Here is a 23,357-nt window from a genome sequence, read left to right on the forward strand (position 1 = left end):
ATATAAATAAAATATTAGGAGGATAAATCTATGTTAGATACTTTAAAAAGATTTTGGAAAGAAGAAGATGGTATGGGAGTTGTTGAGATAGCGCTTATTATCATAGTATTAGTAGGTTTAGCAGTTATATTTAAAGATAAAATAACTGAGTTGGTAGAAAATATTCTTGAAAAGATAACTGGGGATGCTAAAGGAGTATATGATCCAGAGTCATAATCTTGAATTTTACACATGATGAAAGGATGTAATTGATGAATACTAATATTACATATGAAAGAGACGCTATAAACAGTTATCTGGTAATAAAAGCAGATGATGATATCCATATAGAAGATTATGAAGTTGAGATGTTGGAGAGGAATTCTATTGATTCCTTTCTGGACCTTAACATAAGAACACTTAACACAGAAAAAAAGCTATACTACAATATTACATCTAAGCAAAAATTAACAGAAGTACTAGAAAGGAAAAAGTTGACTTCTAGTGATTTGAACAATTTTTTTGCTAATCTAATAGGAATTATTAAAGACTGTGAAAAATATTATCTGAATTCTAATAAAATATTATTGCAGCCGGATATGATTTATATTAATCCCAATGGTTTTTTACCTTGTTATGTATATACACCTTTTGATAACTGCCATAGGGATATTCTTGAGGATACAAAAAATATTATTGAATTCTTTTTTGATAAAGTTAGTCAAGAAGATGTAAATGCAGTAATGATTATTCATAGATTAATAACAGCATGTAAGCAACATGATTTCAATATAAATACTATAGAAAATATAATTAATAGTTCAACCAGTCCCCAAGTTCAGCCTGATAATAAGATTAAAATAGAACAAGATCATAAGATCAGTAATCGTGAAAATAAATCCAATGCAGAAGATAACTTTATTATTTCCAAGCTGATTGAACAGAATAGGGAAAGACAAAAAGCAGAAGAATCAAAAAGCCATAAACCAGAAAATAATAGAGTCCCACATAACAAAAAAATAGAAATGACAGCTAATAATAAGATTACCAAGAGTGAGATTAACCCAAAACAAAATAAAAAGAATGATAATAGGAAATCAACGACTCATAAAAAGAATTATATGCATTTTATAATTATTGGCTGTATTCAGATTCTGACAGTACTAATATTTTTGATTATGTTAAAATCCAGGATATTACATTCTGATGTAACCGGTGAAATAGAAATGGCTTCATTATTAGCATGCATTGGTATGTTACTTGCAGTGAATCTTTATAGTTCAAAAAAGGCATATGATTATATGAAGAATAAAGAAGGTAAGAATAATTCTATAAACATGAATAAGAAAAAAGTCTATAATGAACCATCTGTCAATTCTTTTAATGTTGAATATAAGAATAGAGCTAAGCTTTTTGAAGAGCCTGTCCTTGAAGAGAAAAAATCTAAAAGGGAAATTGATAATGCCACAGAAGAAAAATGTAATAATGTTAGACAGAAGATGGTTATAAAACAAGGAAGTACTGATTATTCAACTGAAGATACTATATTATTAGAGGATTATAAACAAAAATTGAATATTGAGGCTGAACCATATCTATTAAGTAAAGATGGAGATATAGTTAATAAGGTAATCATATCCAGTAATCCTTTTATAATTGGAAAGTTGGATAGTCAAGTAGATCATATAATTGAAAATAGCTCAGTAAGTAGAATTCATTGTAAGATTATTAAAGAGGATGGACAATATTATATTATTGACCTGAATTCTAAGAATGGTACATATCTAGATGAAGAAAGGCTGATTAGCAACAAGAAATATCAATTACATGATGGAACTCACGTTGCAATTTCCAATTGCGAATATACTTTTGAAATCAATTGATTTAATAAGAGAATTATAGTCACAACGGTTTTATAGGGAAGGATAATAAAATTGATTAAAAAGAAGTTTGAATATGGGGTAATAAGTGAATGCGGATTAGTTAAAGAAGTGAACCAAGATAGGATATTGATTAAGATAGGACAAGTCAATTCTATGGAATTCGGGTTATTTGTTATTGCTGATGGCATGGGAGGACATTCATTAGGAGAGGTTGCCAGTACAATTGCAATTTGTGAGCTTACTAATTGGTGGGATAAGGATTTGGAGAAAATCATGATTGAATCCGATAATATTTTTCTTGAGGTCAAAATAAGTTTGTTGAATTGTTTTACAAATATCAACAGGACAATATACGATTCTAAGGATAAAGATAAAAAAATGGGGACAACTTTAACCGTTTTATTCGTGTATGGGGATAAGTATGTAATTACCCATATTGGAGATAGTAGAATATATAAAAAAGATACTTACTCCTTAGAACAAATTAGCAAAGATCATTCCCTTGTTGCAGCACAAGTAAGACAAGGGCAACTATCAAGAGATAGTGTGTATTTTGATGCTAATAAAAATATATTAACCCAATGTATTGGTCTAAGAAAACATATTAACCCATTCACTAAGATTGGTTATACAGATAGAATGAGCATGTTCATGTTATGCAGTGATGGAGTTTATAATTTTATATCAAAAGAAGTAATGGATAAGATAGTAATTGAACGACTAAAAAACAACATAGGCTTACAATCAATTGTCAACGATATAAAGGATGTTGTTTTGAAGAATGGAGCAGGAGATAATGCATCTATAATTCTTTTAAATTACAAAAAGTATTTTTGGAGGAAATGATATGAAAGTTGATTTTAAAAGGATACCACTAATAGCTATTGGTGGTATATTTATTTTCCTAATAATTATTGTCAATGTTTCAGTAAGTGATATAGGTAAATCATCTGTACAAAAATTATGTGAAGGCATAGATAAATTAGTTAATGATGATTATAATATAATTGGAGAAATAAGTATTCAAAATAAGGAAGATGATACAATTATAGATGCTATTTCTTTTTTATATGAGGGTGTTATAAGAAACTCTGATAATAGAATTAAATTGAGTATTGATGTAAAAGAAGATAACCTTAGAATAGAAAAAGAGTTAGGTAAAATCTATAAATTTAATTATAAAATTGTTATTGATCCATTAGTAGAAAAAAACAGCTATTATTATAACTTGCCCAATGAAGAAATAGACAGCAAATTGGATATGAGTAAGGTTGAACAAACGTTGGATTATGTACATAATAGTATAACTAATGAAGGAAAGAGACCAATAACAATCAATAGCCTTAGTAAAAAGATAATGACTAATAAATTAAGCATCAATATAACTAGTACAGATATTTATGAGATAATAACCCATGAAGAAAAATATAAGGATACTAATAAAAAATTATTAGATACTTTTAAAAATGATGAATACACTATTAATATTAATACATATTTGGACAACAAAAACTATGTAAAGAAAATAGAATTAATCATAGAAAACAATGATTTCAAGATTTCATCAATCAATTACATTGAAGATTACAATAAAGTTGATAAGATATCTATAGAGGATGTACTAGATAATGGTGTAAATATTGAAGATATAGATGAAGGAGATATATTAAGGATAATATCTAAAATGTTTGATATTTAGACTTTATGAAGAACTAAAAAAGGAATTAATCAATAAATTATATAAATCAATAAGCATAATCAATAAGCTTGCAATAATTTCATAATGGTATATTTATCCTAAAAAATCTTATATTTATTGAAATTATTAGGTTTATACTATATAATTTAAAGAGATTCATTAAATGATTGGAGAGGGGGCTAATATCATAATGAATATCGAGAAGATGGAAAACTATCTAAAGAAAATTAGATCGGTTCAAGGTTGTAAAGTAGTTATTGACGAGAATGAAAATATTGAAGAGATTCATATAGTATCTAATTTAAGAAGGAATCCTAAGCAAATCTTAAGAGACATAGAAGCAATTCTTATATCTGAGTTTGACATATCCATTGATTATAAAAAAGTAAGTATCGCCCAAATAAAAGGTGATACAGTACAACAGGAGTCTGATCCAAGACTAAAGATTAAGAGTATAGAATATAATAACAATGGTTCTAACGTTGAAGTAAGAGTAGTATTGGAAAAATGTGGACAAGCGTATGAAAGCAGTATGTCTGGTATAAATACATTAAGTAACATTAATAGAATACTTGGTAATACGGTTTTAAGAGCAGTTGAGAAATTTTGTCAGGTAGATGATGTATTTGTATTTGAAGATGCCAGAAGGGTAACTCTATCTAACGTAGAAGTTATGGTTGTTAGTATCTCATCCCAGTTAAAAGGAAGAGAAGAAATCTATACAGGTTCAGCCAAGATTGGTAATGATGCCAATGAAGCTCTTGCAAGAGCTACTATGGATTCAATAAATAGGCACATTTTACAGCTGACACTTTAGTTATAAGAGGTCGACTAATCTAAAATTATTATAGTTTTTTCAGTTTATAGAGATTAGCGGAGAGGAATATAGCCTGCTACATAGCGGATTAGCAGAGATGAAAAACAAGGAGGCTATATTCAATGAAAAAAATTATTGTAGCTTTAGTTAGCTTATTATCATTAGTTTTATCAGCAGGTGCTTGGATTAGCGTTTGGTAGAATATATATGATTGGTTAGTCGACTTTTTATATATATGGGGGTATAAGAATGAAGAATAAAAAGGGTATGCTGATGTATATTATCTTTATGAGTATATTAGCTGTAGCTGTTTTATATTTCCTTTATAACAAGTATGAAATAGGACCAGCGGAAGATATACTCTTTTGGGGACTATTGGCTACTGTAACTGAAACTTTTTTAATATCTTTTCCTTCTGGAGTAGCTGTTTCTGTTGGGCTTGCAGTTACTGTAACAGCTATGATCATATGTGGTCCCACTACTGGTGCAATAGTTGCTGGTATAGGATTCATTTTCCGAATGCCTGTAATTGAAGGAGAGAGAAGGCATATTTTTAATACACAGATTTCAAGAACGATGTTTAATATTTCTCAAGTAGTAGTTGTTATTGGTATTGCCGGGGAAATATTATATGGTGTGCTTGGATATACAAAAGGAACTCTTAATACTTTATCTGAATTAGTTCCAGTGGTACTTATAATAATATTGATATGTGAAATTCTGAATTCATTCTTGGTAGCGATTATGATAAATCTTATGCATGGAAAAAATATATTAGAAACATTTGTAAACAACTTAAAAGGTATTGTTCCTAGCTTATTGGGAATTGGTGCTCTAGGCATAATAATGGCTCTTGCTGATATGAGATACGGCAAAGGTGTAGTTGTTCTATTTTTCGCCCCTCTATTAGTAGCAAGATATTCATTTAAATTATATTTTGAATCCCAATCAATGGCAATGGAAACTATACATGCATTGAATGACGCTTTGGAAGTAAAAGATGCTTACACAGGAGGACATGCAACACGTGTCCAAGAATATGCTGTGAAACTTGCAAAAGCATCAGGTATGAAGAAAAAAGAAGTAGAAATGATTAGAACAGCCGCGCTTCTTCACGACATCGGAAAAATAGGAATACCCGATTTTATTCTCAATAAAAAAGGCAAACTAACAAAAGAAGAGTACGATATCATAAAAGAACATCCTGTCATGGGAGCAAGAATACTTAGTAATGTAGATTCATTAAAAGAGATATCAAACATTATCAGACATCATCATGAAAAATATGATGGAACAGGCTATCCAGATGCCCTAAAAGGTGCTGATATTCCTATAGAATCAGCTATCTTAGCTATAGCTGACAGCTTTGACGCAATGACAACAGATAGACCATATAAAAGAGCCATGGCTTCACTAGAAGCTCTAGATGAATTGAAAGTAAACAAAGGTACTCAGTTCAATCCTCTTTTGGTTGATCAATTTATTAAAGTTATGTATGAATAAGGAGACCATATGATAATCGAAGGCATTGTTTTATCTATTATAGTTGCATACATCAGAAAAGGACGATTAATCAACTTTGAAAATATAGAAATCAAAGCATGGTATTTAATCATTGCAAGTCAACTACTCCAAATAATAGCGATTCGCCTAGGAAACACAATAAATATCAACACAACAGCTTTCTACATAATGCATATATCATCATACATAATACTATTAATACCACTTGTAATAAACCATAGATTATTATCTATGAACCTATTATCCATAGGTACAATTCTTAATCTAATCCCTATAGCATTAAATAACGGACAAATGCCCGTATATCTACCACAAGGTGCCAACGCATCTTTTGATATGGGACACGTACTAGCCACTAATACAACCAAAGCATACATACTATCTGACATAATCCCAATACTTAAACCCTATCCCCTACCCAAAATCATTAGTATTGGCGACATATTCATCCTAATAGGAATCTTTCTCCTAATCCAACACGCAATGCTCAAAACCAAAACCAAATCATAAAATTCTTCTACCCTTGTCACAATCTAATCCACCAATACTTAAGTGGTTTTTTAATGTACTTAAAATTAAATTCTTCTATATATTCACAATCTATATTTTATATTCTAATTTACACATCTCCCACACAAACCACACACTACCCACAAAGTGTTATATAGTTAAGTTTTACGCAGACCGTTCCTTTGGAGTAAGGCAAGTAAAACTTAACTATATAACACAACGTAGCCATCAGTGAAAAAAACAAAATTTAATAAAGTAAACTCCTATCATTCCTAGTCACAATTTGTTAACAATTTATTTTGTCGACAACTGTTAAATGAACGAGAAGTTTGTGATATAATACCTTCAAGGAGTGATAAATAATGAAAAAAGCAATGAAAATTGTAATGATTTCTTTACTTTTGCTACTAGGGGGATTTTTTGCTTATCATTACATAATTGATATGCTGCCTAATTTTGAACAAGCAAACATGAGGGAAATATTACCAAACTATCAAAAAGGGAAACTATCAGTTATAATTGAAGATGAAAATGTAGAAATAAACTACACACCCAAATTGGTAGAAGAAAAACTCTACCTGCCAGTGGATTTAGTTAATAAATATATAGATCCTTATTATCATTGGGATGAAAAAGAAAAAACATTAACTTATACAACTAGCAATAAAGTAATCAGAATGAAAAATGACGATCTTACATATTTTGTGAACAGTGAACCATTAGAATTAGACATGCCCATAATGACATTTGAAACAGACATGGCATACATACCTATGGACTTTATCTTAGAATTCTCTGATATAGAATTCGAACTAAACAAAGACCTTAAGATACTTGTATTCGACTATCTAAGTAATAAATATAAAACATCCAATGTTGTCAAGAAAAAATCCTACATAAGAATAGACACAAACGAAAAAAGTAAAGTTGTAGAAAAGCTATCCATTAATGATGAACTAAGAGTATATGAACAATATGATGGATGGGTAAAAGTTAGAAGTGAAAGTGGGTTATTAGGTTATATGAAAAGAACTGATTTAGGGGTAATAAAAGACATATATCCAAAAATAGCAAAACAAGAAGACGATCCACAGTATAACGATAAAAAGAATGTTGATGGTCTTATTAATATCGCTTGGCACCAAGTGACAAGAACGGCTGCTAACAGCTCAATCAAAAAAGTATTAGAAGACGTTAAAGGTCTTGATGTCATATCACCGACTTGGTTTTCAATTAAGAATTCAGACGGAGATATTAGCAATATCGCTAGTAGTGAATACGTACAATATGCAAAATCAAAAGGATATCAGGTATGGGCACTATTCAGCAATAAATTTGACAAAAAGATTACTCATGATGTATTAAGCAGTACTGAAAAAAGAGAAAAAGTCATAAAACAAATATTGGCATTAACGTCTATATATAATTTAGACGGTATCAATATAGACTTTGAAAACGTTGCAAAAGAAGACGGAATATATTTTGTACAATTCATAAGAGAATTAACACCTTATCTTAAGGCTCAAGATGTAGTCGTATCTGTAGATACCTATGTACCTTCAGCTTGGACAGCTCATTATAATAGAACGGAAGTAGGCAAGGTTGTTGATTACGTTATCATCATGGGTTACGATGAACACTGGTCAACATCACCTGAAAGTGGTTCTGTAGCCTCAATAGGTTTTGTTGAGAGAGGTATCCTAGATACCCTGAAAGAAGTCAGGAAAGAAAAAGTTATTCTAGGATTACCATATTATACTCGTTTATGGACAGAAGAAGAAGTGGATGGTTTGATTAATGTATCTTCTAAAGCATACAGTATGGATAGGGCTAAAAAAATACTTGATGATAATGATGCAGAAATAGTATGGAATGATGAAGTAAAACAATTCTACGGTGATTATGCTAAAGATAATAAAGTATATAAGATTTGGCTAGAAGAGGAACGTTCCATAGAAGAAAAGGTCAAGCTGGTAATTGAGAATGATTTAGCTGGTGTTGCAGGATGGAAAATAGGATTGGAAAAAAATGAAATATGGGATGTCTTACATGATTATTTGAAGAAATAGATAGAAAATAAATCATATATGCATAATAAGTATGTCTTAATTAATATATTTATAAAAAAATGCTTGGTGGATATATGATAATAATTATTAAAAAAACTCATGTCCTAATGTGGGTAGTGTCTTTGATTATATTAATATTTTTAGTAGCAACTATATTATATGCCAATAGAGTGATTAATGTTTTTTCTAGTGTTGAAGATAAATATGTTGTTGTGGTGGATGCAGGACACGGAGGGTTTGACCCTGGAAAAGTAGGGGTCAATGGTGAATTAGAAAAAGATATTAACATATCAATTGCAATAAAATTAAAAGAATACTTGGAATATAGTAAAGTACACGTTGTTATGACACGTGAAGATGATGGCGGTCTATATAATGAGTCAAGCAATAATAAAAAAAGAGAAGATATGAACAAACGAAAAGAAATAATTAATACTAGTGGAGGAGATATACTAGTTAGTATACATCAAAATAGCTTTTCTCAAGAAAAATATAAAGGAGCACAAGTTTTTTACTATGCTTCATCTGATGATGGTAAAAAATTAGCTCAGTACATACAGCAAGAAATAAAAACTTTTGTAGACAATGAAAATAATCGACAAGTAAAAGATAGTAATTCGTATTTTATATTAAAGCAAACTAATATACCAGGTGTTATAGTAGAATGTGGTTTTTTATCCAACTATTCAGAGGCAGAATTATTGATGACTGATATATACCAAGATAAAATTGCATGGGCTATCTACATTGGAATTATGAAATTTTTAGAAGAGAAATAAATTTTAGGGCTGTCTTAAAACACATCTATGGTAATCAGGTGCCTTATCATGTATTTTAAGACAGCCCTTTAATTAGATATTAAGGGGTGCAAATATGAACAGATTGAAAGCTTTCGGGAATAGTGTGATATACGTGGTGATCTCCAAGTTGATACAGGTATTAGCAGTTGTAGTTGCAGGTATTTATTTTACTGTAAAGCTTAATATGTATGGAACTGGGAAAGAAGATTTATATGGTTTTTTTGCTAAGCATTCGTTATTAATTACTATAATTGCTTGGGTTGTTACCTTCGCTGTTATTCTATTGATATATCTAATAAGCAACAATGATTTTATTAATGAAACTAACCTTAATAAAAAATTACCATTAAAGACTATAGTTATATGTGTAGTATGTGGCATAGGTATTAATATAGCTATAGATGGAATTCTGACTTTGATAAATATAAATGAGCTGGTTCCTGAATACGAAGAATTGATGGCAAGTATCTCCAGCAATAATTTTTATATTACTCTAATTAGTGTAGGAATATTAGCTCCTATTTTCGAGGAATTATTATACAGAGGAATTGTGTTAAATAAATTGAGAAACGGATTCGGTGTTTTTGGAGCAGTAATGATACAAGCTTTATTTTTTGGTATAGGTCATATGAATTTAGTACAGGGTACATATGCATTTTTGATAGGTATCATTTTAGGTTATGTAGTTATTTGGACAGGCAGTCTATATAGTTCTATTATACTGCATATTGTGATTAATTCCTTGAGTACGATTATTTCAAATGTGCAAGGGAAAGCTATAGGATATAACTATTTATTAACGTTTATTGGGACTGGAGTTTTGCTGACAATAATTGGGTTAAGGATAATATATATGATGAGTGAAAAGAAAGAAACCGATGTAATAGAGTTCATTGATTGACATTATACTAAATAATAGGTTGGACTTTTAATTTGGTAAATATATGGTATAATATATGAGGTGAATTAAATAATAGAGATCATTTTATGGAGACATTTATATGGAGACAATAATTCGTAGAGTAGACATTAATAATATTGATAATAATATAATTGTAGAGGCAGCAAATATCTTGCAAAATGGTGGCTTAGTGGCATTTCCTACTGAAACTGTATATGGGATTGGTGCTAATTCTTTAGAAATTGATGCAGTAAAAAAAATATATATGGCAAAAGGAAGACCTTCTGATAATCCATTGATTGTTCATGTAGCAGGTAAAGAAGATGTTAAGAAATATGTTACTAATATTAGCATGACAGCAGAAAAATTAATGGATAGATTTTGGCCAGGACCTTTAACTCTAATATTCGAGAAAAAGGATATCATTCCAGATAATATAACTGGGGGACTTTCGACTGTAGCTATTAGAATGCCATCTCATAAAATCGCACGAAGTATAATAGAAGCTTCTAATCTACCTATTGCAGCTCCAAGTGCTAATGTGTCTGGTAAACCAAGTCCAACTATGGCAAAGCATGTAATTAACGATTTAAGCGGAAAAGTTGATATGATCGTTGATGGCGGTTTCTCAGAGATTGGTCTTGAATCTACAGTACTGGATGTATCAGGTACTACTCCTACAATACTTAGACCTGGTGGAATAACAAAAGAAATGCTTGAAGAAGTAATAGGTTCAGTCAGTATTGACCCTGCAATCAAGTCTTCAAATAAGAATTTGGTACCTAAAGCACCAGGAATGAAGTATAGACATTATGCTCCAAATGCAGAGTTGATTGTATTTAAGGGGAAAAGTGATAAAGTAGTATCTCATATTAATGAATTAGTTAATATAGAGCAACAAAAAGATAAAAAAATAGGTGTTATAGCTACTAAGCAAACAGAAGACTACTATGATTGTAAGAATATTATAAGTATTGGTGATAAAAATAATCCAGAAGAGATAGCATCTAACTTATTTAGGGTATTAAGAGAATTCGATGAAATGAATGTTGAAATAATATATTGTGAAGCTTTTTCTAAGAAGGACATTGGTACAGCTACAATGAATAGACTTTTGAAAGCAGCTGGTAATAAGATTATAAATATTGATTAGTCAAAAAGGTGATTTTATGAAGAGAATTATTTTTGTGTGTACTGGAAATACTTGTAGGAGTCCTATGGCAGAAGCTTTGGCTTATAAGAGTTTCGATGATAATGATATTGACATCAAAGTTTCGTCTAGAGGTATACTTGTAACATTTCCTTCACCTGCTAGTGAATATACTGTTGAAGCTGTGAAAGAGCATTATCCTGATGTAATAGGACATGTTGCTACTGCGTTTTGTGAAGAAGAAGTTGATACTGAAACTTTGGTACTTACTATGACTGGTAGACATAAGGAATACCTACACATGACATACCCAAATATCAAGGAAAATGTTTTGACATTAAAAGAGTATGTGGATGAGTTAGGAGATATAACTGATCCATTTGGTAGTGGAAAAGATGTTTATGTGAAGTGCGCTGAAGATATTAAGGTTTTAATTGATAAATTAGTTGATAAAATTAAAAATACGGAGGAAATATTATGATAGCAATTGGTAGTGATCACGGTGGTTTTGAATTAAAACAAGAAGTGATTAAATATTTGGAAGCTAATAAAATAGAATATAAAGATTATGGATGTTATGATCAGAATTCTGTAGATTATCCTGATTTTGCAAAACAAGTCTGTCAAGCAATTGTTGATAAAGAATGTGAAAAGGGGATACTTATTTGTGGGACAGGTATTGGTATATCAATGGCTGCTAACAAAGTTAAAGGTATTAGAGCAGCTCTATGTCATGATTGTTTTTCAGCTAAAGCTACTAGGGAACACAACGACGCCAACGTATTAGCTCTTGGTGGAAGAATTGTTGGAGTTGAGTTAGCTTTAATGATTGTTGATATATTCTTAAGTACTGAATTTTCCAATGATGAAAGACATATTAGAAGAATAAATAAAATAGAAATAGATTAATATATCGGGGGATAACATTATGAGACCATCGTGGGACGAGTATTTCATGGATATTGTTGAGATAATTAAAGGCAGATCTACTTGCTTAAGAAGAAAAGTAGGTGCTGTTATCGTTAAGGATAGAAGAATACTTACAACAGGTTATAATGGAGCACCATCAGGTTGTAAACATTGTGCTGAGATTGGGTGTCTAAGAGAACAATTAAACATTCCATCTGGACAGAGACATGAGCTCTGCAGAGCCTCACACGCTGAACAAAATGCAATAGTACAAGCTGCTATGCATGGAGTTTCAATTGATGGTGGTACAATATATGTAACAGATCAACCATGCGTTATATGTTCTAAGTTAATTATAAATGCTGGTCTGAAAAGAGTAGTTTTTAAAGGCTCTTATCCAGATGAACTCTCCATGGAGCTATTAAAAGAAGCAGGCATTATTGTAGATAAGTATGAATAAGCTTTTTAAGGGGAGATGGAAGGAAAATGTTTGATTTTTTAAAAGGTATAAATAGTAATTTTATATATATAATTGCTTTTGTCATTGCCTTTGTTATAGCATGTTTTACTACACCGCTCAGCAAAAAATTTGCTTATAAAGTTGGTGCTATTGATATGCCCAAAGCTAGAGGAATGAATACAAAACCAATGCCCTTAGCAGGAGGAATATCCATTGTATTAGGTTTTTTGGTTACCATAGCCCTGATTGCACCTTCTATCAAGGATTTGGAACTAATTCATTTGATTGGTTTAATCATTGGTGGTGTTGTAATAACTATTGTTGGATTACTGGATGACATATATGATCTACCAGCTAAATTGAAATTATTTTTTCAAATATTAGCTGCTCTGATTGTAATAATCACTGGGACTACAATTCATGCAATAAGCTGGCCATGGGCACCTGGCGGTGTTCTACTATTAGGTTCTTTTAGCAATGTCATAACAATTATATGGATAATAGGAGTAACTAATGCTGTTAATTTGATAGATGGATTAGACGGATTAGCCACAGGAGTATCCTCAATAGCAGCGCTTTGTTTAATGTTTATATCCATATTAAACGGAGAACCAACTGCTGTACTATTGACTGCGGCACTTGCAGGTTCTTGCTTAGGATTTTTACCTCATAATTTTAATCCTGCAACTATATATATGGGTGATACAGGATCAACGTTTTTAGGGTTTACATTATCAGTTATTTCTATACAGGGATTTATCAAAAGTTATACAGCCATAACAATCATTGTAGCTGTACTTATTTTGGGATTACCTATATTTGATACTTTTTTTGCAATACTTAGAAGGATAGCCAATGGTAAACCAGTTATGCAAGCGGATAGAGGGCATCTACATCATAGATTAGTTGACAGAGGTTATAGCCATAAAAGAGCTGTACTCACCTTGTATGGTATAAGTGGTGGATTCGGTATTGCTGGTATATTAATAGCTATGAACGATATAATGTTCGCTCTTATAATTATTGGTTTGATCCTAGTAGTTTGGTTACTTGATTTTATAGCTAGAAGGATTAAAAATAAGTGAAAATCATAGTAAATGATAAGCAGATTTTATTATATAGTTATATAATGTGAGGAAAACCTATGAAGAGAATAGTACTATTAGTGATTATAACAATAGCAGGAATGTTATTTCTGTTTATTAAGAATGATGATTCCCATGAGGTACAGATCACCATTAACAAAGACTTGTATTTATTTATAAGATCAACAAATGGTTTTACCATAAAAGTTGAAGAAAAGAACTCTACTGAATATACTCAGTTAATAAATGAGGAAACCCATTTTTCTGTATATGATAAAAAGGATAAGATTGGTTCAGTAGCAGTTATCAATAAAAAGATTGGTAAAGAGAATATCTTTTTTCTAAAAGCTAATGGAGAATCTAAGGAATTTTCATTGGAGATTAGACTTAGAAGTAAAATGAAAGTTAATAATATCATAGAAAGCTTATATGATAATAATGATTTAATGGTATTCAATAATAAAACCAATGATTCTATTAATATAAATAATGAAAGTCAATTATATCTGGATGGTGAAAATTATAGTATAAGATTGGGTAATCCTTATTATGTAGAAGAATTAGGACATTCGGTAATAGATGTTATCAGTAATAGTAATGGATGGAATATTGACAGCAACAAAGGAATTGATACTGAGATACAACTTGATGTTAAAGATAATATGGAGACTAATCTAGAGGCTATCATATCATCTAATAAACTAGTTGATTTTGAAGATAAAGATACTCTTGATTTAATAAGAAGATTGGACCTATATGATAAGAAGATATTCAGAAGTGATGGTATCTACTATAATATAGCTAATAATTATATACCTTATGGAAGGGAATCCAAATGGAATTATCCTTCAGGGTTTCCACTCATAATAATGTATGAAAATATTAAGGACAATAATTTATTTAGGCTAGTTGGTATCAGTTTATTATATGATTACATAGATAAATTCAATGAAGATTATTACATACCTAGTTTACCAAGATCAACATGGCTTTATGAAGATTATAATATTGATTATGAATTTTATGATACAAGATTTAATACTGATACTATCATGGCTTTAATTTATTGGGATCAAATAATAGATGAGCCTAGGATAAAAGAGATAATCGACAATTATTTTGCATTTTTTATAGATTATGCATATGTTAATAATTGGAAAACTGAGAATGATGGTTTATTTATACCTGATTATAAGAACAAAGATGAAGAAGAATCAAAAACACACTGTTCTCTTAATCATCTAGTATCAGAGATTAATGCAATATATCTATATGATAAATATTATAATTGTGATAATAAGTACATAATATTGGCTGAACAGATGCAGCAGGCTATAATTGACACATACATTGATTGGATAAAGGATAATAATGATTTTTGGTATTGTATAAAACAAAATGGTGAATATGGATTAACTGATTATAGAGAATTAACACTAAAGGATATGAAATTATTAGTTAATCTTTTGAATGAGAGAGGCGAAACTGTACCTAAGGAATTTAACAAGCTCATTGAAAGCAAGACAAAATGGCTTGAAAATAATTAAAAAAGGATTTTTAAAAAGCTATCTCAAAATAAATATATTAAGAGATAGCTTCTAAATTTTAATCTTTTATTATTTTTTTAAGTGATTGTATAGCCTTTTCTTCATCAGATGCATATATGAGATAAGAAATATCTATTTCAGATGTAGTAATCATCTTTATGTCTATATCTGCTTCTGATAGTATAACCATTGTTTTAGCAGCGATTCCAGGTTTGTATTTCATATTTTCATCATATAGTGAAAGCTTGGTATTATTAGAATTAACATCAATACGGAGACTAGGTATTTGTTTTTTATATGTCCCTAGTGTTTGAATAGCATTAAATAATACGTCATCTTGTAGTGTAAAACATATATTTATCTTTCCTTTTAAGGGTGATGTTTGGCTAATCATATCCACATTAATATCAGCATCTGCAAGAGAAGTGAATATTTCAGCTATGCTTTTATTATTAATAGGTATGTTAGCTAATGTAATTAAAGTTACATTTTGTGTAATGTTAAGTTTACTAATAATTTTATCCATATATAACACTCCTATGAATTAATTTATAAAAATAAAGTATAGGAATGATTATAGCATATACTAACCTAGGTAACAAATATTATTTGAAAAAAATCAGTTATTAAAATAAAACTAATAGAGTTAATTGTTCGTTTAAAATACATATTTATATGTAAAACTTAATAATTAAATATATAATTGAAATAGTGGGAATAATTAAATAAAAATTATATAAAATATTTTGCAAGTGGTGTAAAATGGATGTATAATATAAAATGAATTGTCAAAAAAGGAATAGAATATTGTAATAGGATAAATGGAAAACTTAGATATATATAGGAGGAAAAGTATCAATGTCAAAGATAAAAGTTATGAGTATTTTTGGAACAAGACCGGAAGCAATAAAAATGTGTCCTGTTGTCAAAGCTCTAGAAAAAAATGAACATACAGAAAGCATTGTATGTGTAACAGCCCAACATAGAGAAATGTTGGATCAAGTACTTGAAGTATTTAACTTAGAGCCTGACTATGATCTTAACATCATGAAAGAAAGGCAGACACTGGCACAAATCACAACCAGAGCTCTAGAGGGGCTTAACAATATTATTAGCCAAGTAGAACCTGATATAGTTCTTGTACATGGTGATACAACAACAACTTTTATTGGATCTTTGGCTGCATTTTATAATAAAGTAAAAGTTGGACATGTAGAAGCAGGACTAAGAACATATAATAAATATGAACCTTTTCCAGAAGAGATGAATAGAAAACTTACAGGATGTTTGGCAGATCTGCATTTTGCTCCTACTGATACAGCAAAGGGACACTTATTAAAAGAAAATGTATCAGAAGATGATATCTTTGTAACAGGTAATACAGTTATAGATGCCCTTAGTACAACAATAAGGGATGATTATAAATTTAAGAATGATTTACTAAATCATTTGGACTACAATAACAAAAAGATTATCGCCATGACTGCTCATCGTAGAGAAAATCTTGGTGAACCACTAGAAAACATATGCAATGCTGTACTTAGAATAGTTGAAGAACATGAAGATGTAGAAGTTGTATATGCTGTACATCTAAATCCAGCTGTTAGGGATGTGGCTCATAAGATATTAGGAAAGCATGAAAGAGTACATTTAGTAGAACCTCTTGAAATGCAGGATATGCATAATCTTTTAAACAACTCCTACTTGGTTTTAACTGATTCAGGAGGATTACAAGAAGAAGTACCTTCAATGGGTAAACCTGTATTAGTTCTTAGGAATGTTACAGAGAGACCAGAAGGAGTAGAAGCTGGTACATTAAAATTAGCTGGTACCGAAGAAAATACTATTTATGAATTTACAAAATCATTAATTGAAGATGCTGAGGAATATAATAAGATGGCGAATGCTGTTAACCCTTATGGGGATGGAAAAGCATCAAGTAGAATTGTTGATATTATCATAAATAGTTTAAAATAGATGCATTAATATGTCTATCTTTTTCTGTTTTTTTATGGGTTTTCTAAATTCATAGGTAATATGATGGAAATTGTAAAAATATAGATATTACTGTAGACATATGATAAAATCATGCGTATAATACTTTATTAAGAGGGAGAAACTTATGAAGTTTGATCCGAATATAATGAAAAGCTTATCTTTAATAACTCAAATAGGTTTTTTAATGGCGATACCTATTATTGGTTGTATTTTGTTTGGAAACTTTTTGGACAGGATACTTAGTACCGGAGTACTATTTCTAATTATTTTTACAATATTGGGTATGCTGACAGCCTTTCGCAATTTATACGTCATAGCTATGAAAAGTAGTAAAAAGAGAAAGAAGGACTCTTGATATGAACTCAGAAAAATCAATATTAATTCCACTAACAATTAAAATTACAATCATTGTAGTCCTTTCATTTGCAATAGGTCTGTTTTTTGTTGAAGATATTTTAGCTTATGGTAAAGGTTTGGCTCTTGGAGGAATATTTTCCATTCTTAAGTTAAAACTAATGGAAGTAACATTTAAAAAAGCATTAAGCAAACCTCCAAAAGATGCTCAAAGGTATGCACATTTTCATTATTTTTTAAGGTATTTATTAACTATTTTAGTATTAGTTGTTGGAGCATTAGAACCAACGATTAATTTAGTAGGTGTTATTATTTCAATTGTATCAGTGAAATTAGCCGCATATTGGCAAGGATACATAGAAAAACCTACGCCGAAAGATGGCTCTGTAGAGTTCCTGGAATGGGAAGATGAAGAAGAAGAGTCAGATTTTTAACGTTTCCTATATGGAAAGGAGGGTTAATTAATGGATATTGGTATTCATCACGTTAAAACCTTAAAGATTTTTGGTTTTGACTTATGGATTACTGAATCAATGGTAAATGTATGGCTTATAGGACTTGTTCTAATAGTTATTGCATTAATCATAAGAAGAACTATTTTAAAACCTAAAAAAGTTCCAGCAGGTGTTCAGAATGTTATTGAATGGATTGTTGAATTATTAGATAACTTTACAGTATCCACAATGGGTGAAAATGGTAGAAAGTTCTCTTCTTTCTATGGTTGTATGTTCATATTCATTTTGGTTTGTAACTTATCTGGTTTATTACTAGGTCCTAACTTCAATAATGGAAAATTAGGTTTTGGTTTCCTAAGACCACCTACAGCTGATGCATCAGTTACATTTGCATTATCACTCATTACATTTTTCATGGTGCAGGGTTATGGAATTAAAGTAAAAGGTGTTGGAAAATGGGCTAAAGGCTTAACAGAACCCTTATGGCCAATGACACCACTTAATATCATTGGAGAACTTGCTAATCCAGTATCACTAAGTTTCCGTTTGTTCGGAAATATATTGGGTGGTACGATTATCATGACTTTATATTATAATTTACCTTGGTTTGCACTTATTGGTGTACCAACAGCATTACATGGATATTTTGATGTTTTTGCAGGTGTATTGCAGGCATTTATATTTGTTATGTTGAGCATGACTTTTGTATCAAGTGCTATGGAATAGAATGTTAAATCACAAGATATTAATATTGAGTTTTATAAAAACAAGTGAGGTGAGGTCATGAACGGCATACTTGATTTGCTAATAGGTTGGATGGCACATGTTGATAAAAGAGCATTAATCCTAGCCTTTTCAGCAATTGGTGCTGGTATAGCTATGATAGCAGGGATTGGCCCAGGAATAGGTCAAGGATTTGCTGCTGGTAAAGCTGCTGAAGCAGTTGGAAATAATCCAGAAGGTGGAAGACCAGCGACAATCGTTATGCTATTAGGTTCAGCAGTAGCCGAAACATCAGGAATATTTTCTTTGGTAATAGCCATTATTATGTTATTCGCTAATCCTTTGGTAACACGTGAAGGAATTGGAATAGTATTAGCAGCCAGTGCAATTGGTGCAGGGCTTGCAATGGTGGCAGGAATCGGTCCGGGAATAGGACAAGGATTTGCTGCAGGTAAAAGTGCAGAAGCAGTTGGTAAAAGACCTAAGTTACAAAGTCCTATAGTAAGAACTATGTTACTTGGTCAAGCAGTTGCTCAAACAACTGGTATATATGCACTGATTATTGCATTAGTATTATTATTTGTTAATGTTTTAAAATAAAAATTATTGATTGGAATTAACAATAATATGAAAATTAATATTATAGGAGGATGTTAAAATGGAACAAATCGATGGAAAAGCGTTAATCTTAGCATGTTCAGCAATAGGAGCAGGTTTAGCAATGATAGCAGGTATAGGTCCTGGTATTGGACAAGGATTTGCAGCAGGTAAAGGTGCAGAGGCTGTAGGAAGACAACCAGGTGCTCAATCAGATATTTTAAGAACTATGTTATTAGGTGCAGCGGTAGCTGAGACAACAGGTATTTATGGATTGATTGTAGCGATTATTCTTTTATTTGCTAATCCACTAATCTCAAAATATATGAGTTTAATTGGCTAATAAAAGGTGAAAGGGACCTACCCTTTCACTCCTTAACGAAAGGAGGAAAGAGAAGCTTATGTACTTAGTAGAAAGCTGGATTATAAACTTTGATGCTCAAATGGTAGCTTCAATTCTTCTACATGTTATAAGTGTACTTCTATTATTCTTTATATTAAGTAAATTATTATTTAATCCAGTACGAGAAGTCTTGAAGAAAAGAAAAGACGGTATTGCTAAAGAATATGATTTCATTAAAGATGAAAAACAAAAAGCTACTGAGCTTGAAAAAGAATATAAAGATAAATTAGCTAATATTAATAAAGAAGCTGACAAGATTCTAGAAGAAGCTAGAAAGAAAGCTCAATTAAAAGAACGTGAAATTATTAAAAACGCTGATGAAGAAGCGGCTAGACTTATGGCTAGAGCTAACAAAGAGATAGAAAGAGAAAAAGACAAAGTTAAAGATGAAATTAAAGATGAAATGATAGAAGTTGCTAAGATTTTGGCAAGCAAATTTGTAGCATCATCTATTGACAAAAAAGTAAGCGATAAATTATTAGAAGAAACTTTGGATTCAATAGGTGAAGAAACATGGCTGAACTAATAGCTAAGAGATATGGAACAGCTTTGTTCGAGCTTGCCGTAGAAACAAATCAAGTAGACCTTGTGGAAGAACAATTAAAGTTGATTAAAGAGATACTTCTTACAGAAAAAGATTTTATGGGAGTATTGAACCATCCAAAAGTAGTAGTTGAAAACAAGATTGCTATGGTAGAAAATACTTTTGATAATAAAATCATAAAAGAAATTTTAGGTCTTTTGGTTATAGCGATAAAAAAAGGAAGAGCTAGTGACTTATTGGATATAATAGAGTATTGCCTTGATGAAATTGATAGTCTAAAAGGAAATGCAAAAGCTTATGTATCATCTGCACAAGAACTGACTGATGAACAGTTAGAAAGTATTAAAAACAAGCTTGAAGAAACTACGGGTAAAAAAATAATACTAATAACAGATGTAGATGAAACTTTGATAGGCGGGTTAATGGTTCGAATAGGTGATAGAATTATTGATAATAGTATAAAAGGTAAAATAGAAGCTATTTCAAAAGAATTATACGCTATTCAGTTAGGTTAAAATGAATACACTTTATGTACAGAAAGGCGGTGGAACCTTACCATGAATTTAAGGCCTGAGGAAATTAGTTCAGTTATAAAAGAACAAATTAAAAGATATAAAACAGAACTAGAAGTAAGTGATGTTGGAACTGTTATCCAAGTTGCTGATGGTATTGCACGTATTCATGGTCTTGAAAAAGCGATGGCTGGAGAGCTGTTGGAATTTCCAGGAGAAGTATACGGAATGGTACTTAACCTAGAACAAGACAATGTTGGTGCAGTTTTGATGGGTTCTGATAAAAATATTAGTGAAGGCGATATTGTAAAAGCAACAGGAAGAGTTGCAGAAGTTCCAGTTGGAGATGCTCTAATTGGACGTGTTGTTAATGCATTAGGACAACCAATAGACGGAAAAGGTCCAATCAATACGGATACATACCGTGAAGTAGAGAGGGTTGCACCTGGTGTAATAACTAGAAAATCAGTTGATACTCCATTACAAACAGGTATAAAAGCCATTGACTCAATGGTTCCTATTGGAAGAGGACAACGTGAATTAATCATCGGAGATAGACAAACAGGTAAGACTGCTATAGCGATTGATACTATCATCAATCAAAAGGGACAAGACGTATTATGTATATATGTTGCAATAGGTCAAAAAGCCTCAACTGTAGCAGGAATCGTTAAGACATTAGAAGAAAATGGCGCAATGGATTATTCTACAGTTGTTGCCGCGACAGCATCTGAGCTTGCTCCATTACAATATATTGCTCCATATGCAGGGGTAGCAATTGGTGAAGAATGGATGGAAAATGGTAAGGATGTACTTATCATATATGATGACTTATCCAAACATGCAGTTGCCTATCGTGCACTGTCATTACTACTTAGAAGACCACCTGGACGTGAAGCTTATCCTGGTGATGTATTCTACCTACATTCAAGACTTCTAGAAAGAGCCGCAAAACTTTCAGACGAGTACGGTGGAGGATCAATTACAGCTCTACCAATTATTGAAACACAAGCAGGAGATATCTCCGCATATGTTCCAACAAATGTTATATCAATAACAGATGGACAGATCTTCCTTGAAACAGAGTTATTTAATGCTGGTGTTCGTCCTGCGATTAACCCAGGATTATCTGTATCAAGGGTTGGTGGTGCTGCACAAATAAAAGCTATGAAGAAGATTGCTGGACCTATTCGTGTTGAGTTGGCACAATATAGGGAACTTGCAGCATTCGCACAGTTTGGATCTGATTTAGATAAAGAAACGAAAGCAAGACTTGACCAAGGTGAAAGAATCATTGAAGTTCTAAAACAACCTCAATACAAACCTATGTCAGTAGCACATCAAGTAATAATACTATATGCTGCTACAAAAAAATATTTAATGGATATTCCTGTATCCAGTATTCTAGACTTTGAAGCAAAGCTTATTGAATTTATAGACACAAAATACCCTGAGCTTGAAAAAGATATCAAAGGTAAAAAAGGACTAGATGAAGAACTGGATGGAAAAATTGCTTCAGCTATTGAAGAGTTTAAGAGTGGATATAAAAACCTAAGTAAAGAGGTGTGATTCCATGGCATCCATGAGAGATATCAAGTTAAGAAGAAATAGTATACAAAGTACCCAAAAGATTACAAAAGCCATGAAGTTAGTAGCCACTTCCAAGCTTCAAAAAGCTAAAACAAGAGCTGCCGAGTCAAGACCATTCTTTGACAAGATGAGAGAAACCATAGGTTCTATATTAGATAAAAGCAATGCAGTAAATCATCCTTATCTAACTCAAAGAGAAGTTAAGAATAGAGGATACATTGTTATTACATCCAATAAAGGTCTTGCAGGTGGATATAATTCAAATGTGGTTAAGCTAGTAATGAAAAACTCAGAACCTAATGATTCCAAAATAGTTGCAGTAGGAAAAAGAGGTGCTGATAACTTCAGACGAAATGGCTATGAAATACTTGAACAATATAACGATGTTATTGAACAACCTATATATAAAGATGCAATATTAATTGGCGAAAAGATGTTAAAAATGTATACCGAAGGTATCATTGATGAGGTTTATATAGCATATACTTCTTTTATTTCTGCACTTACGCAAGAAGCTGAGCTTATTAAAGTTCTTCCTGTAGATACAGAAGAATTTAAAGGAACAGGCGAAAAAAGCAGTGATATGATGACATATGAACCATCACCAGAAGAGGTACTTGAACAAGTTGTTCCAAAATATATCAATAGTATTATTTTTGGAGCACTTAGAGAATCGGTAGCTAGTGAACATGGTGCAAGAATGACAGCTATGGACTCAGCTACAAATAACGCCACTGAAATGATTGATGACTTATCCCTTGAGTATAATAGAGCTAGACAGGCTTCTATCACTCAAGAACTATCAGAAATTGTTGGTGGTGCAGAAGCGCTTAAGTAAAGGAGTGAAA

At 31.2% G+C, this 23,357-nt stretch carries 27 protein-coding genes and 1 pseudogene; 27 read left to right on the plus strand and 1 reads right to left on the minus strand.

From position 1 onward, the window contains the following. Positions 1-30: 30 nt before the first annotated feature. From HYG85_RS11595 to HYG85_RS11670, 16 genes are all read left to right on the plus strand, one after another. Positions 31-216: a Flp1 family type IVb pilin gene (locus tag HYG85_RS11595; protein ID WP_212693553.1), complete on the plus strand. Its 186-nt coding sequence runs from the start codon at positions 31-33 to the stop codon at positions 214-216. Between the two features lie 35 nt (positions 217-251). After that, positions 252-1,862: a DUF6382 domain-containing protein gene (locus HYG85_RS11600; RefSeq protein ID WP_212693554.1), complete on the plus strand. Its 1,611-nt coding sequence runs from the start codon at positions 252-254 to the stop codon at positions 1,860-1,862. A 51-nt stretch (positions 1,863-1,913) separates the two neighbouring features. Then, entirely contained in the window at positions 1,914-2,708 is a 795-nt protein-coding gene (locus HYG85_RS11605) for a PP2C family protein-serine/threonine phosphatase (protein WP_212693555.1), read from the plus strand. Position 2,709: 1 nt separating this feature from the next. Next, positions 2,710-3,561 carry a hypothetical protein gene (locus HYG85_RS11610; RefSeq protein WP_212693556.1) on the plus strand — a complete coding sequence of 284 codons (852 nt, stop codon included), beginning with the start codon at positions 2,710-2,712 and terminating at the stop codon, positions 3,559-3,561. Positions 3,562-3,751: 190 nt separating this feature from the next. Beyond that, positions 3,752-4,378 carry a hypothetical protein gene (locus HYG85_RS11615; RefSeq protein ID WP_212693557.1) on the plus strand — a complete coding sequence of 209 codons (627 nt, stop codon included), beginning with the start codon at positions 3,752-3,754 and terminating at the stop codon, positions 4,376-4,378. A 249-nt stretch (positions 4,379-4,627) separates the two neighbouring features. Further along, on the plus strand, positions 4,628-5,881 hold the full coding sequence (locus HYG85_RS11620) for an HD-GYP domain-containing protein (protein ID WP_212693558.1): 1,254 nt from the start codon (positions 4,628-4,630) through the stop codon (positions 5,879-5,881). Between the two features lie 9 nt (positions 5,882-5,890). Next, positions 5,891-6,412 (plus strand): DUF5317 domain-containing protein, encoded by a 522-nt coding sequence (locus HYG85_RS11625; RefSeq protein ID WP_113673110.1) that lies wholly within the window; start codon positions 5,891-5,893, stop codon positions 6,410-6,412. 362 nt (positions 6,413-6,774) lie between these two features. Next, positions 6,775-8,481: a glycosyl hydrolase family 18 protein gene (locus HYG85_RS11630; RefSeq protein ID WP_212693559.1), complete on the plus strand. Its 1,707-nt coding sequence runs from the start codon at positions 6,775-6,777 to the stop codon at positions 8,479-8,481. Between the two features lie 74 nt (positions 8,482-8,555). Beyond that, a complete protein-coding gene (gene cwlD / locus HYG85_RS11635; RefSeq protein ID WP_113673112.1) occupies positions 8,556-9,260 on the plus strand; it encodes an N-acetylmuramoyl-L-alanine amidase CwlD in 705 nt (234 codons plus the stop codon). Between the two features lie 94 nt (positions 9,261-9,354). Further along, positions 9,355-10,182, plus strand: coding sequence for a CPBP family intramembrane glutamic endopeptidase (locus HYG85_RS11640; RefSeq protein WP_212693560.1), 828 nt, complete (start codon positions 9,355-9,357; stop codon positions 10,180-10,182). Positions 10,183-10,282: 100 nt separating this feature from the next. Further along, complete coding sequence (locus HYG85_RS11645; RefSeq protein WP_212693561.1) at positions 10,283-11,335, plus strand: L-threonylcarbamoyladenylate synthase; 1,053 nt, start codon at positions 10,283-10,285, stop codon at positions 11,333-11,335. 16 nt (positions 11,336-11,351) lie between these two features. Next, positions 11,352-11,813 carry a low molecular weight protein arginine phosphatase gene (locus HYG85_RS11650; RefSeq protein WP_212693562.1) on the plus strand — a complete coding sequence of 154 codons (462 nt, stop codon included), beginning with the start codon at positions 11,352-11,354 and terminating at the stop codon, positions 11,811-11,813. Then, positions 11,810-12,241 carry a ribose 5-phosphate isomerase B gene (rpiB, locus tag HYG85_RS11655; RefSeq protein WP_212693563.1) on the plus strand — a complete coding sequence of 144 codons (432 nt, stop codon included), beginning with the start codon at positions 11,810-11,812 and terminating at the stop codon, positions 12,239-12,241. The genes HYG85_RS11650 and rpiB overlap by 4 nt, the downstream gene beginning before the upstream one ends. 19 nt (positions 12,242-12,260) lie before the next feature. Continuing rightward, entirely contained in the window at positions 12,261-12,701 is a 441-nt protein-coding gene (locus tag HYG85_RS11660) for a deoxycytidylate deaminase (RefSeq protein ID WP_113673117.1), read from the plus strand. A gap of 26 nt (positions 12,702-12,727) precedes the next feature. Then, entirely contained in the window at positions 12,728-13,786 is a 1,059-nt protein-coding gene (locus tag HYG85_RS11665; protein ID WP_212693564.1) for a glycosyltransferase family 4 protein, read from the plus strand. A 59-nt stretch (positions 13,787-13,845) separates the two neighbouring features. Beyond that, positions 13,846-15,333, plus strand: a complete 1,488-nt coding sequence (locus HYG85_RS11670) for a hypothetical protein (RefSeq protein WP_212693565.1) — start codon at positions 13,846-13,848, stop codon at positions 15,331-15,333. Positions 15,334-15,391: 58 nt separating this feature from the next. Here HYG85_RS11670 and HYG85_RS11675 read toward each other — a convergent pair whose 3' ends face one another. Then, a complete protein-coding gene (locus HYG85_RS11675; protein ID WP_113673119.1) occupies positions 15,392-15,859 on the minus strand; it encodes an ACT domain-containing protein in 468 nt (155 codons plus the stop codon). 332 nt (positions 15,860-16,191) lie between these two features. On the opposite strand from HYG85_RS11675, the gene wecB reads away from it, so the two are divergent. The 11 genes and pseudogenes from wecB to atpG all read left to right on the plus strand — a co-directional run bounded on the left by wecB (position 16,192) and on the right by atpG (position 23,347). Further along, complete coding sequence (gene wecB / locus HYG85_RS11680; RefSeq protein WP_113673120.1) at positions 16,192-17,310, plus strand: non-hydrolyzing UDP-N-acetylglucosamine 2-epimerase; 1,119 nt, start codon at positions 16,192-16,194, stop codon at positions 17,308-17,310. A 145-nt stretch (positions 17,311-17,455) separates the two neighbouring features. Further along, on the plus strand, positions 17,456-17,686 hold the full coding sequence (locus HYG85_RS11685; RefSeq protein ID WP_113673121.1) for an AtpZ/AtpI family protein: 231 nt from the start codon (positions 17,456-17,458) through the stop codon (positions 17,684-17,686). 1 nt (position 17,687) lies between these two features. Then, positions 17,688-18,119, plus strand: coding sequence for an ATP synthase subunit I (locus HYG85_RS11690; RefSeq protein ID WP_113673122.1), 432 nt, complete (start codon positions 17,688-17,690; stop codon positions 18,117-18,119). Positions 18,120-18,149: 30 nt separating this feature from the next. Then, on the plus strand, positions 18,150-18,866 hold the full coding sequence (gene atpB, locus HYG85_RS11695) for a F0F1 ATP synthase subunit A (protein WP_113673123.1): 717 nt from the start codon (positions 18,150-18,152) through the stop codon (positions 18,864-18,866). Between the two features lie 90 nt (positions 18,867-18,956). After that, positions 18,957-19,211: pseudogene (locus HYG85_RS24670) on the plus strand (ATP synthase Fo subunit C); the annotation flags it as partial. Next, positions 19,188-19,463, plus strand: a complete 276-nt coding sequence (gene atpE / locus HYG85_RS24675; RefSeq protein ID WP_244971337.1) for an ATP synthase F0 subunit C — start codon at positions 19,188-19,190, stop codon at positions 19,461-19,463. The pseudogene HYG85_RS24670 and the gene atpE (HYG85_RS24675), both read left to right, overlap by 24 nt. A gap of 58 nt (positions 19,464-19,521) precedes the next feature. Beyond that, positions 19,522-19,803: an ATP synthase F0 subunit C gene (gene atpE, locus HYG85_RS11705; RefSeq protein WP_113673125.1), complete on the plus strand. Its 282-nt coding sequence runs from the start codon at positions 19,522-19,524 to the stop codon at positions 19,801-19,803. A gap of 58 nt (positions 19,804-19,861) precedes the next feature. After that, positions 19,862-20,389: a F0F1 ATP synthase subunit B gene (atpF, locus tag HYG85_RS11710; protein ID WP_212693567.1), complete on the plus strand. Its 528-nt coding sequence runs from the start codon at positions 19,862-19,864 to the stop codon at positions 20,387-20,389. Next, positions 20,377-20,922 (plus strand): ATP synthase F1 subunit delta, encoded by a 546-nt coding sequence (gene atpH / locus HYG85_RS11715; RefSeq protein WP_113673127.1) that lies wholly within the window; start codon positions 20,377-20,379, stop codon positions 20,920-20,922. Before atpF ends, atpH begins: the two co-directional genes overlap by 13 nt. Before the next feature lie 42 nt (positions 20,923-20,964). Next, positions 20,965-22,488 carry a F0F1 ATP synthase subunit alpha gene (gene atpA / locus HYG85_RS11720; RefSeq protein ID WP_113673128.1) on the plus strand — a complete coding sequence of 508 codons (1,524 nt, stop codon included), beginning with the start codon at positions 20,965-20,967 and terminating at the stop codon, positions 22,486-22,488. A 4-nt stretch (positions 22,489-22,492) separates the two neighbouring features. Continuing rightward, positions 22,493-23,347, plus strand: coding sequence for an ATP synthase F1 subunit gamma (atpG, locus tag HYG85_RS11725; protein WP_212693568.1), 855 nt, complete (start codon positions 22,493-22,495; stop codon positions 23,345-23,347). Positions 23,348-23,357: the final 10 nt, after the last annotated feature.

This window comes from Vallitalea guaymasensis (assembly GCF_018141425.1).
Classification (GTDB): domain Bacteria; phylum Bacillota; class Clostridia; order Lachnospirales; family Vallitaleaceae; genus Vallitalea; species Vallitalea guaymasensis.

Excerpts from the sequence above, each read along its gene's own strand:
- atpG (WP_212693568.1), top strand. The coding sequence starts at position 22,493 with ATGGCATCCATGAGAGATATCAAGTTAAGAAGAAATAGTATACAAAGT.
- HYG85_RS11625 (WP_113673110.1), top strand. The coding sequence starts at position 5,891 with ATGATAATCGAAGGCATTGTTTTATCTATTATAGTTGCATACATCAGA.
- HYG85_RS11600 (WP_212693554.1), top strand. The coding sequence starts at position 252 with ATGAATACTAATATTACATATGAAAGAGACGCTATAAACAGTTATCTG.
- HYG85_RS11630 (WP_212693559.1), top strand. The coding sequence starts at position 6,775 with ATGAAAAAAGCAATGAAAATTGTAATGATTTCTTTACTTTTGCTACTA.
- HYG85_RS11670 (WP_212693565.1), top strand. The coding sequence starts at position 13,846 with ATGAAGAGAATAGTACTATTAGTGATTATAACAATAGCAGGAATGTTA.
- atpB (WP_113673123.1), top strand. The coding sequence starts at position 18,150 with ATGGATATTGGTATTCATCACGTTAAAACCTTAAAGATTTTTGGTTTT.
- atpE (WP_113673125.1), top strand. The coding sequence starts at position 19,522 with ATGGAACAAATCGATGGAAAAGCGTTAATCTTAGCATGTTCAGCAATA.
- HYG85_RS11640 (WP_212693560.1), top strand. The coding sequence starts at position 9,355 with ATGAACAGATTGAAAGCTTTCGGGAATAGTGTGATATACGTGGTGATC.
- wecB (WP_113673120.1), top strand. The coding sequence starts at position 16,192 with ATGTCAAAGATAAAAGTTATGAGTATTTTTGGAACAAGACCGGAAGCA.
- atpH (WP_113673127.1), top strand. The coding sequence starts at position 20,377 with ATGGCTGAACTAATAGCTAAGAGATATGGAACAGCTTTGTTCGAGCTT.
- atpE (WP_244971337.1), top strand. The coding sequence starts at position 19,188 with ATGTTATTCGCTAATCCTTTGGTAACACGTGAAGGAATTGGAATAGTA.
- rpiB (WP_212693563.1), top strand. The coding sequence starts at position 11,810 with ATGATAGCAATTGGTAGTGATCACGGTGGTTTTGAATTAAAACAAGAA.
- HYG85_RS11650 (WP_212693562.1), top strand. The coding sequence starts at position 11,352 with ATGAAGAGAATTATTTTTGTGTGTACTGGAAATACTTGTAGGAGTCCT.
- HYG85_RS11665 (WP_212693564.1), top strand. The coding sequence starts at position 12,728 with ATGTTTGATTTTTTAAAAGGTATAAATAGTAATTTTATATATATAATT.
- HYG85_RS11685 (WP_113673121.1), top strand. The coding sequence starts at position 17,456 with ATGAAGTTTGATCCGAATATAATGAAAAGCTTATCTTTAATAACTCAA.
- HYG85_RS11610 (WP_212693556.1), top strand. The coding sequence starts at position 2,710 with ATGAAAGTTGATTTTAAAAGGATACCACTAATAGCTATTGGTGGTATA.
- atpF (WP_212693567.1), top strand. The coding sequence starts at position 19,862 with ATGTACTTAGTAGAAAGCTGGATTATAAACTTTGATGCTCAAATGGTA.
- HYG85_RS11660 (WP_113673117.1), top strand. The coding sequence starts at position 12,261 with ATGAGACCATCGTGGGACGAGTATTTCATGGATATTGTTGAGATAATT.
- HYG85_RS11645 (WP_212693561.1), top strand. The coding sequence starts at position 10,283 with ATGGAGACAATAATTCGTAGAGTAGACATTAATAATATTGATAATAAT.
- cwlD (WP_113673112.1), top strand. The coding sequence starts at position 8,556 with ATGATAATAATTATTAAAAAAACTCATGTCCTAATGTGGGTAGTGTCT.
- HYG85_RS11595 (WP_212693553.1), top strand. The coding sequence starts at position 31 with ATGTTAGATACTTTAAAAAGATTTTGGAAAGAAGAAGATGGTATGGGA.
- atpA (WP_113673128.1), top strand. The coding sequence starts at position 20,965 with ATGAATTTAAGGCCTGAGGAAATTAGTTCAGTTATAAAAGAACAAATT.
- HYG85_RS11675 (WP_113673119.1), bottom strand. The coding sequence starts at position 15,859 with ATGGATAAAATTATTAGTAAACTTAACATTACACAAAATGTAACTTTA.
- HYG85_RS11615 (WP_212693557.1), top strand. The coding sequence starts at position 3,752 with ATGAATATCGAGAAGATGGAAAACTATCTAAAGAAAATTAGATCGGTT.
- HYG85_RS11690 (WP_113673122.1), top strand. The coding sequence starts at position 17,688 with ATGAACTCAGAAAAATCAATATTAATTCCACTAACAATTAAAATTACA.
- HYG85_RS11620 (WP_212693558.1), top strand. The coding sequence starts at position 4,628 with ATGAAGAATAAAAAGGGTATGCTGATGTATATTATCTTTATGAGTATA.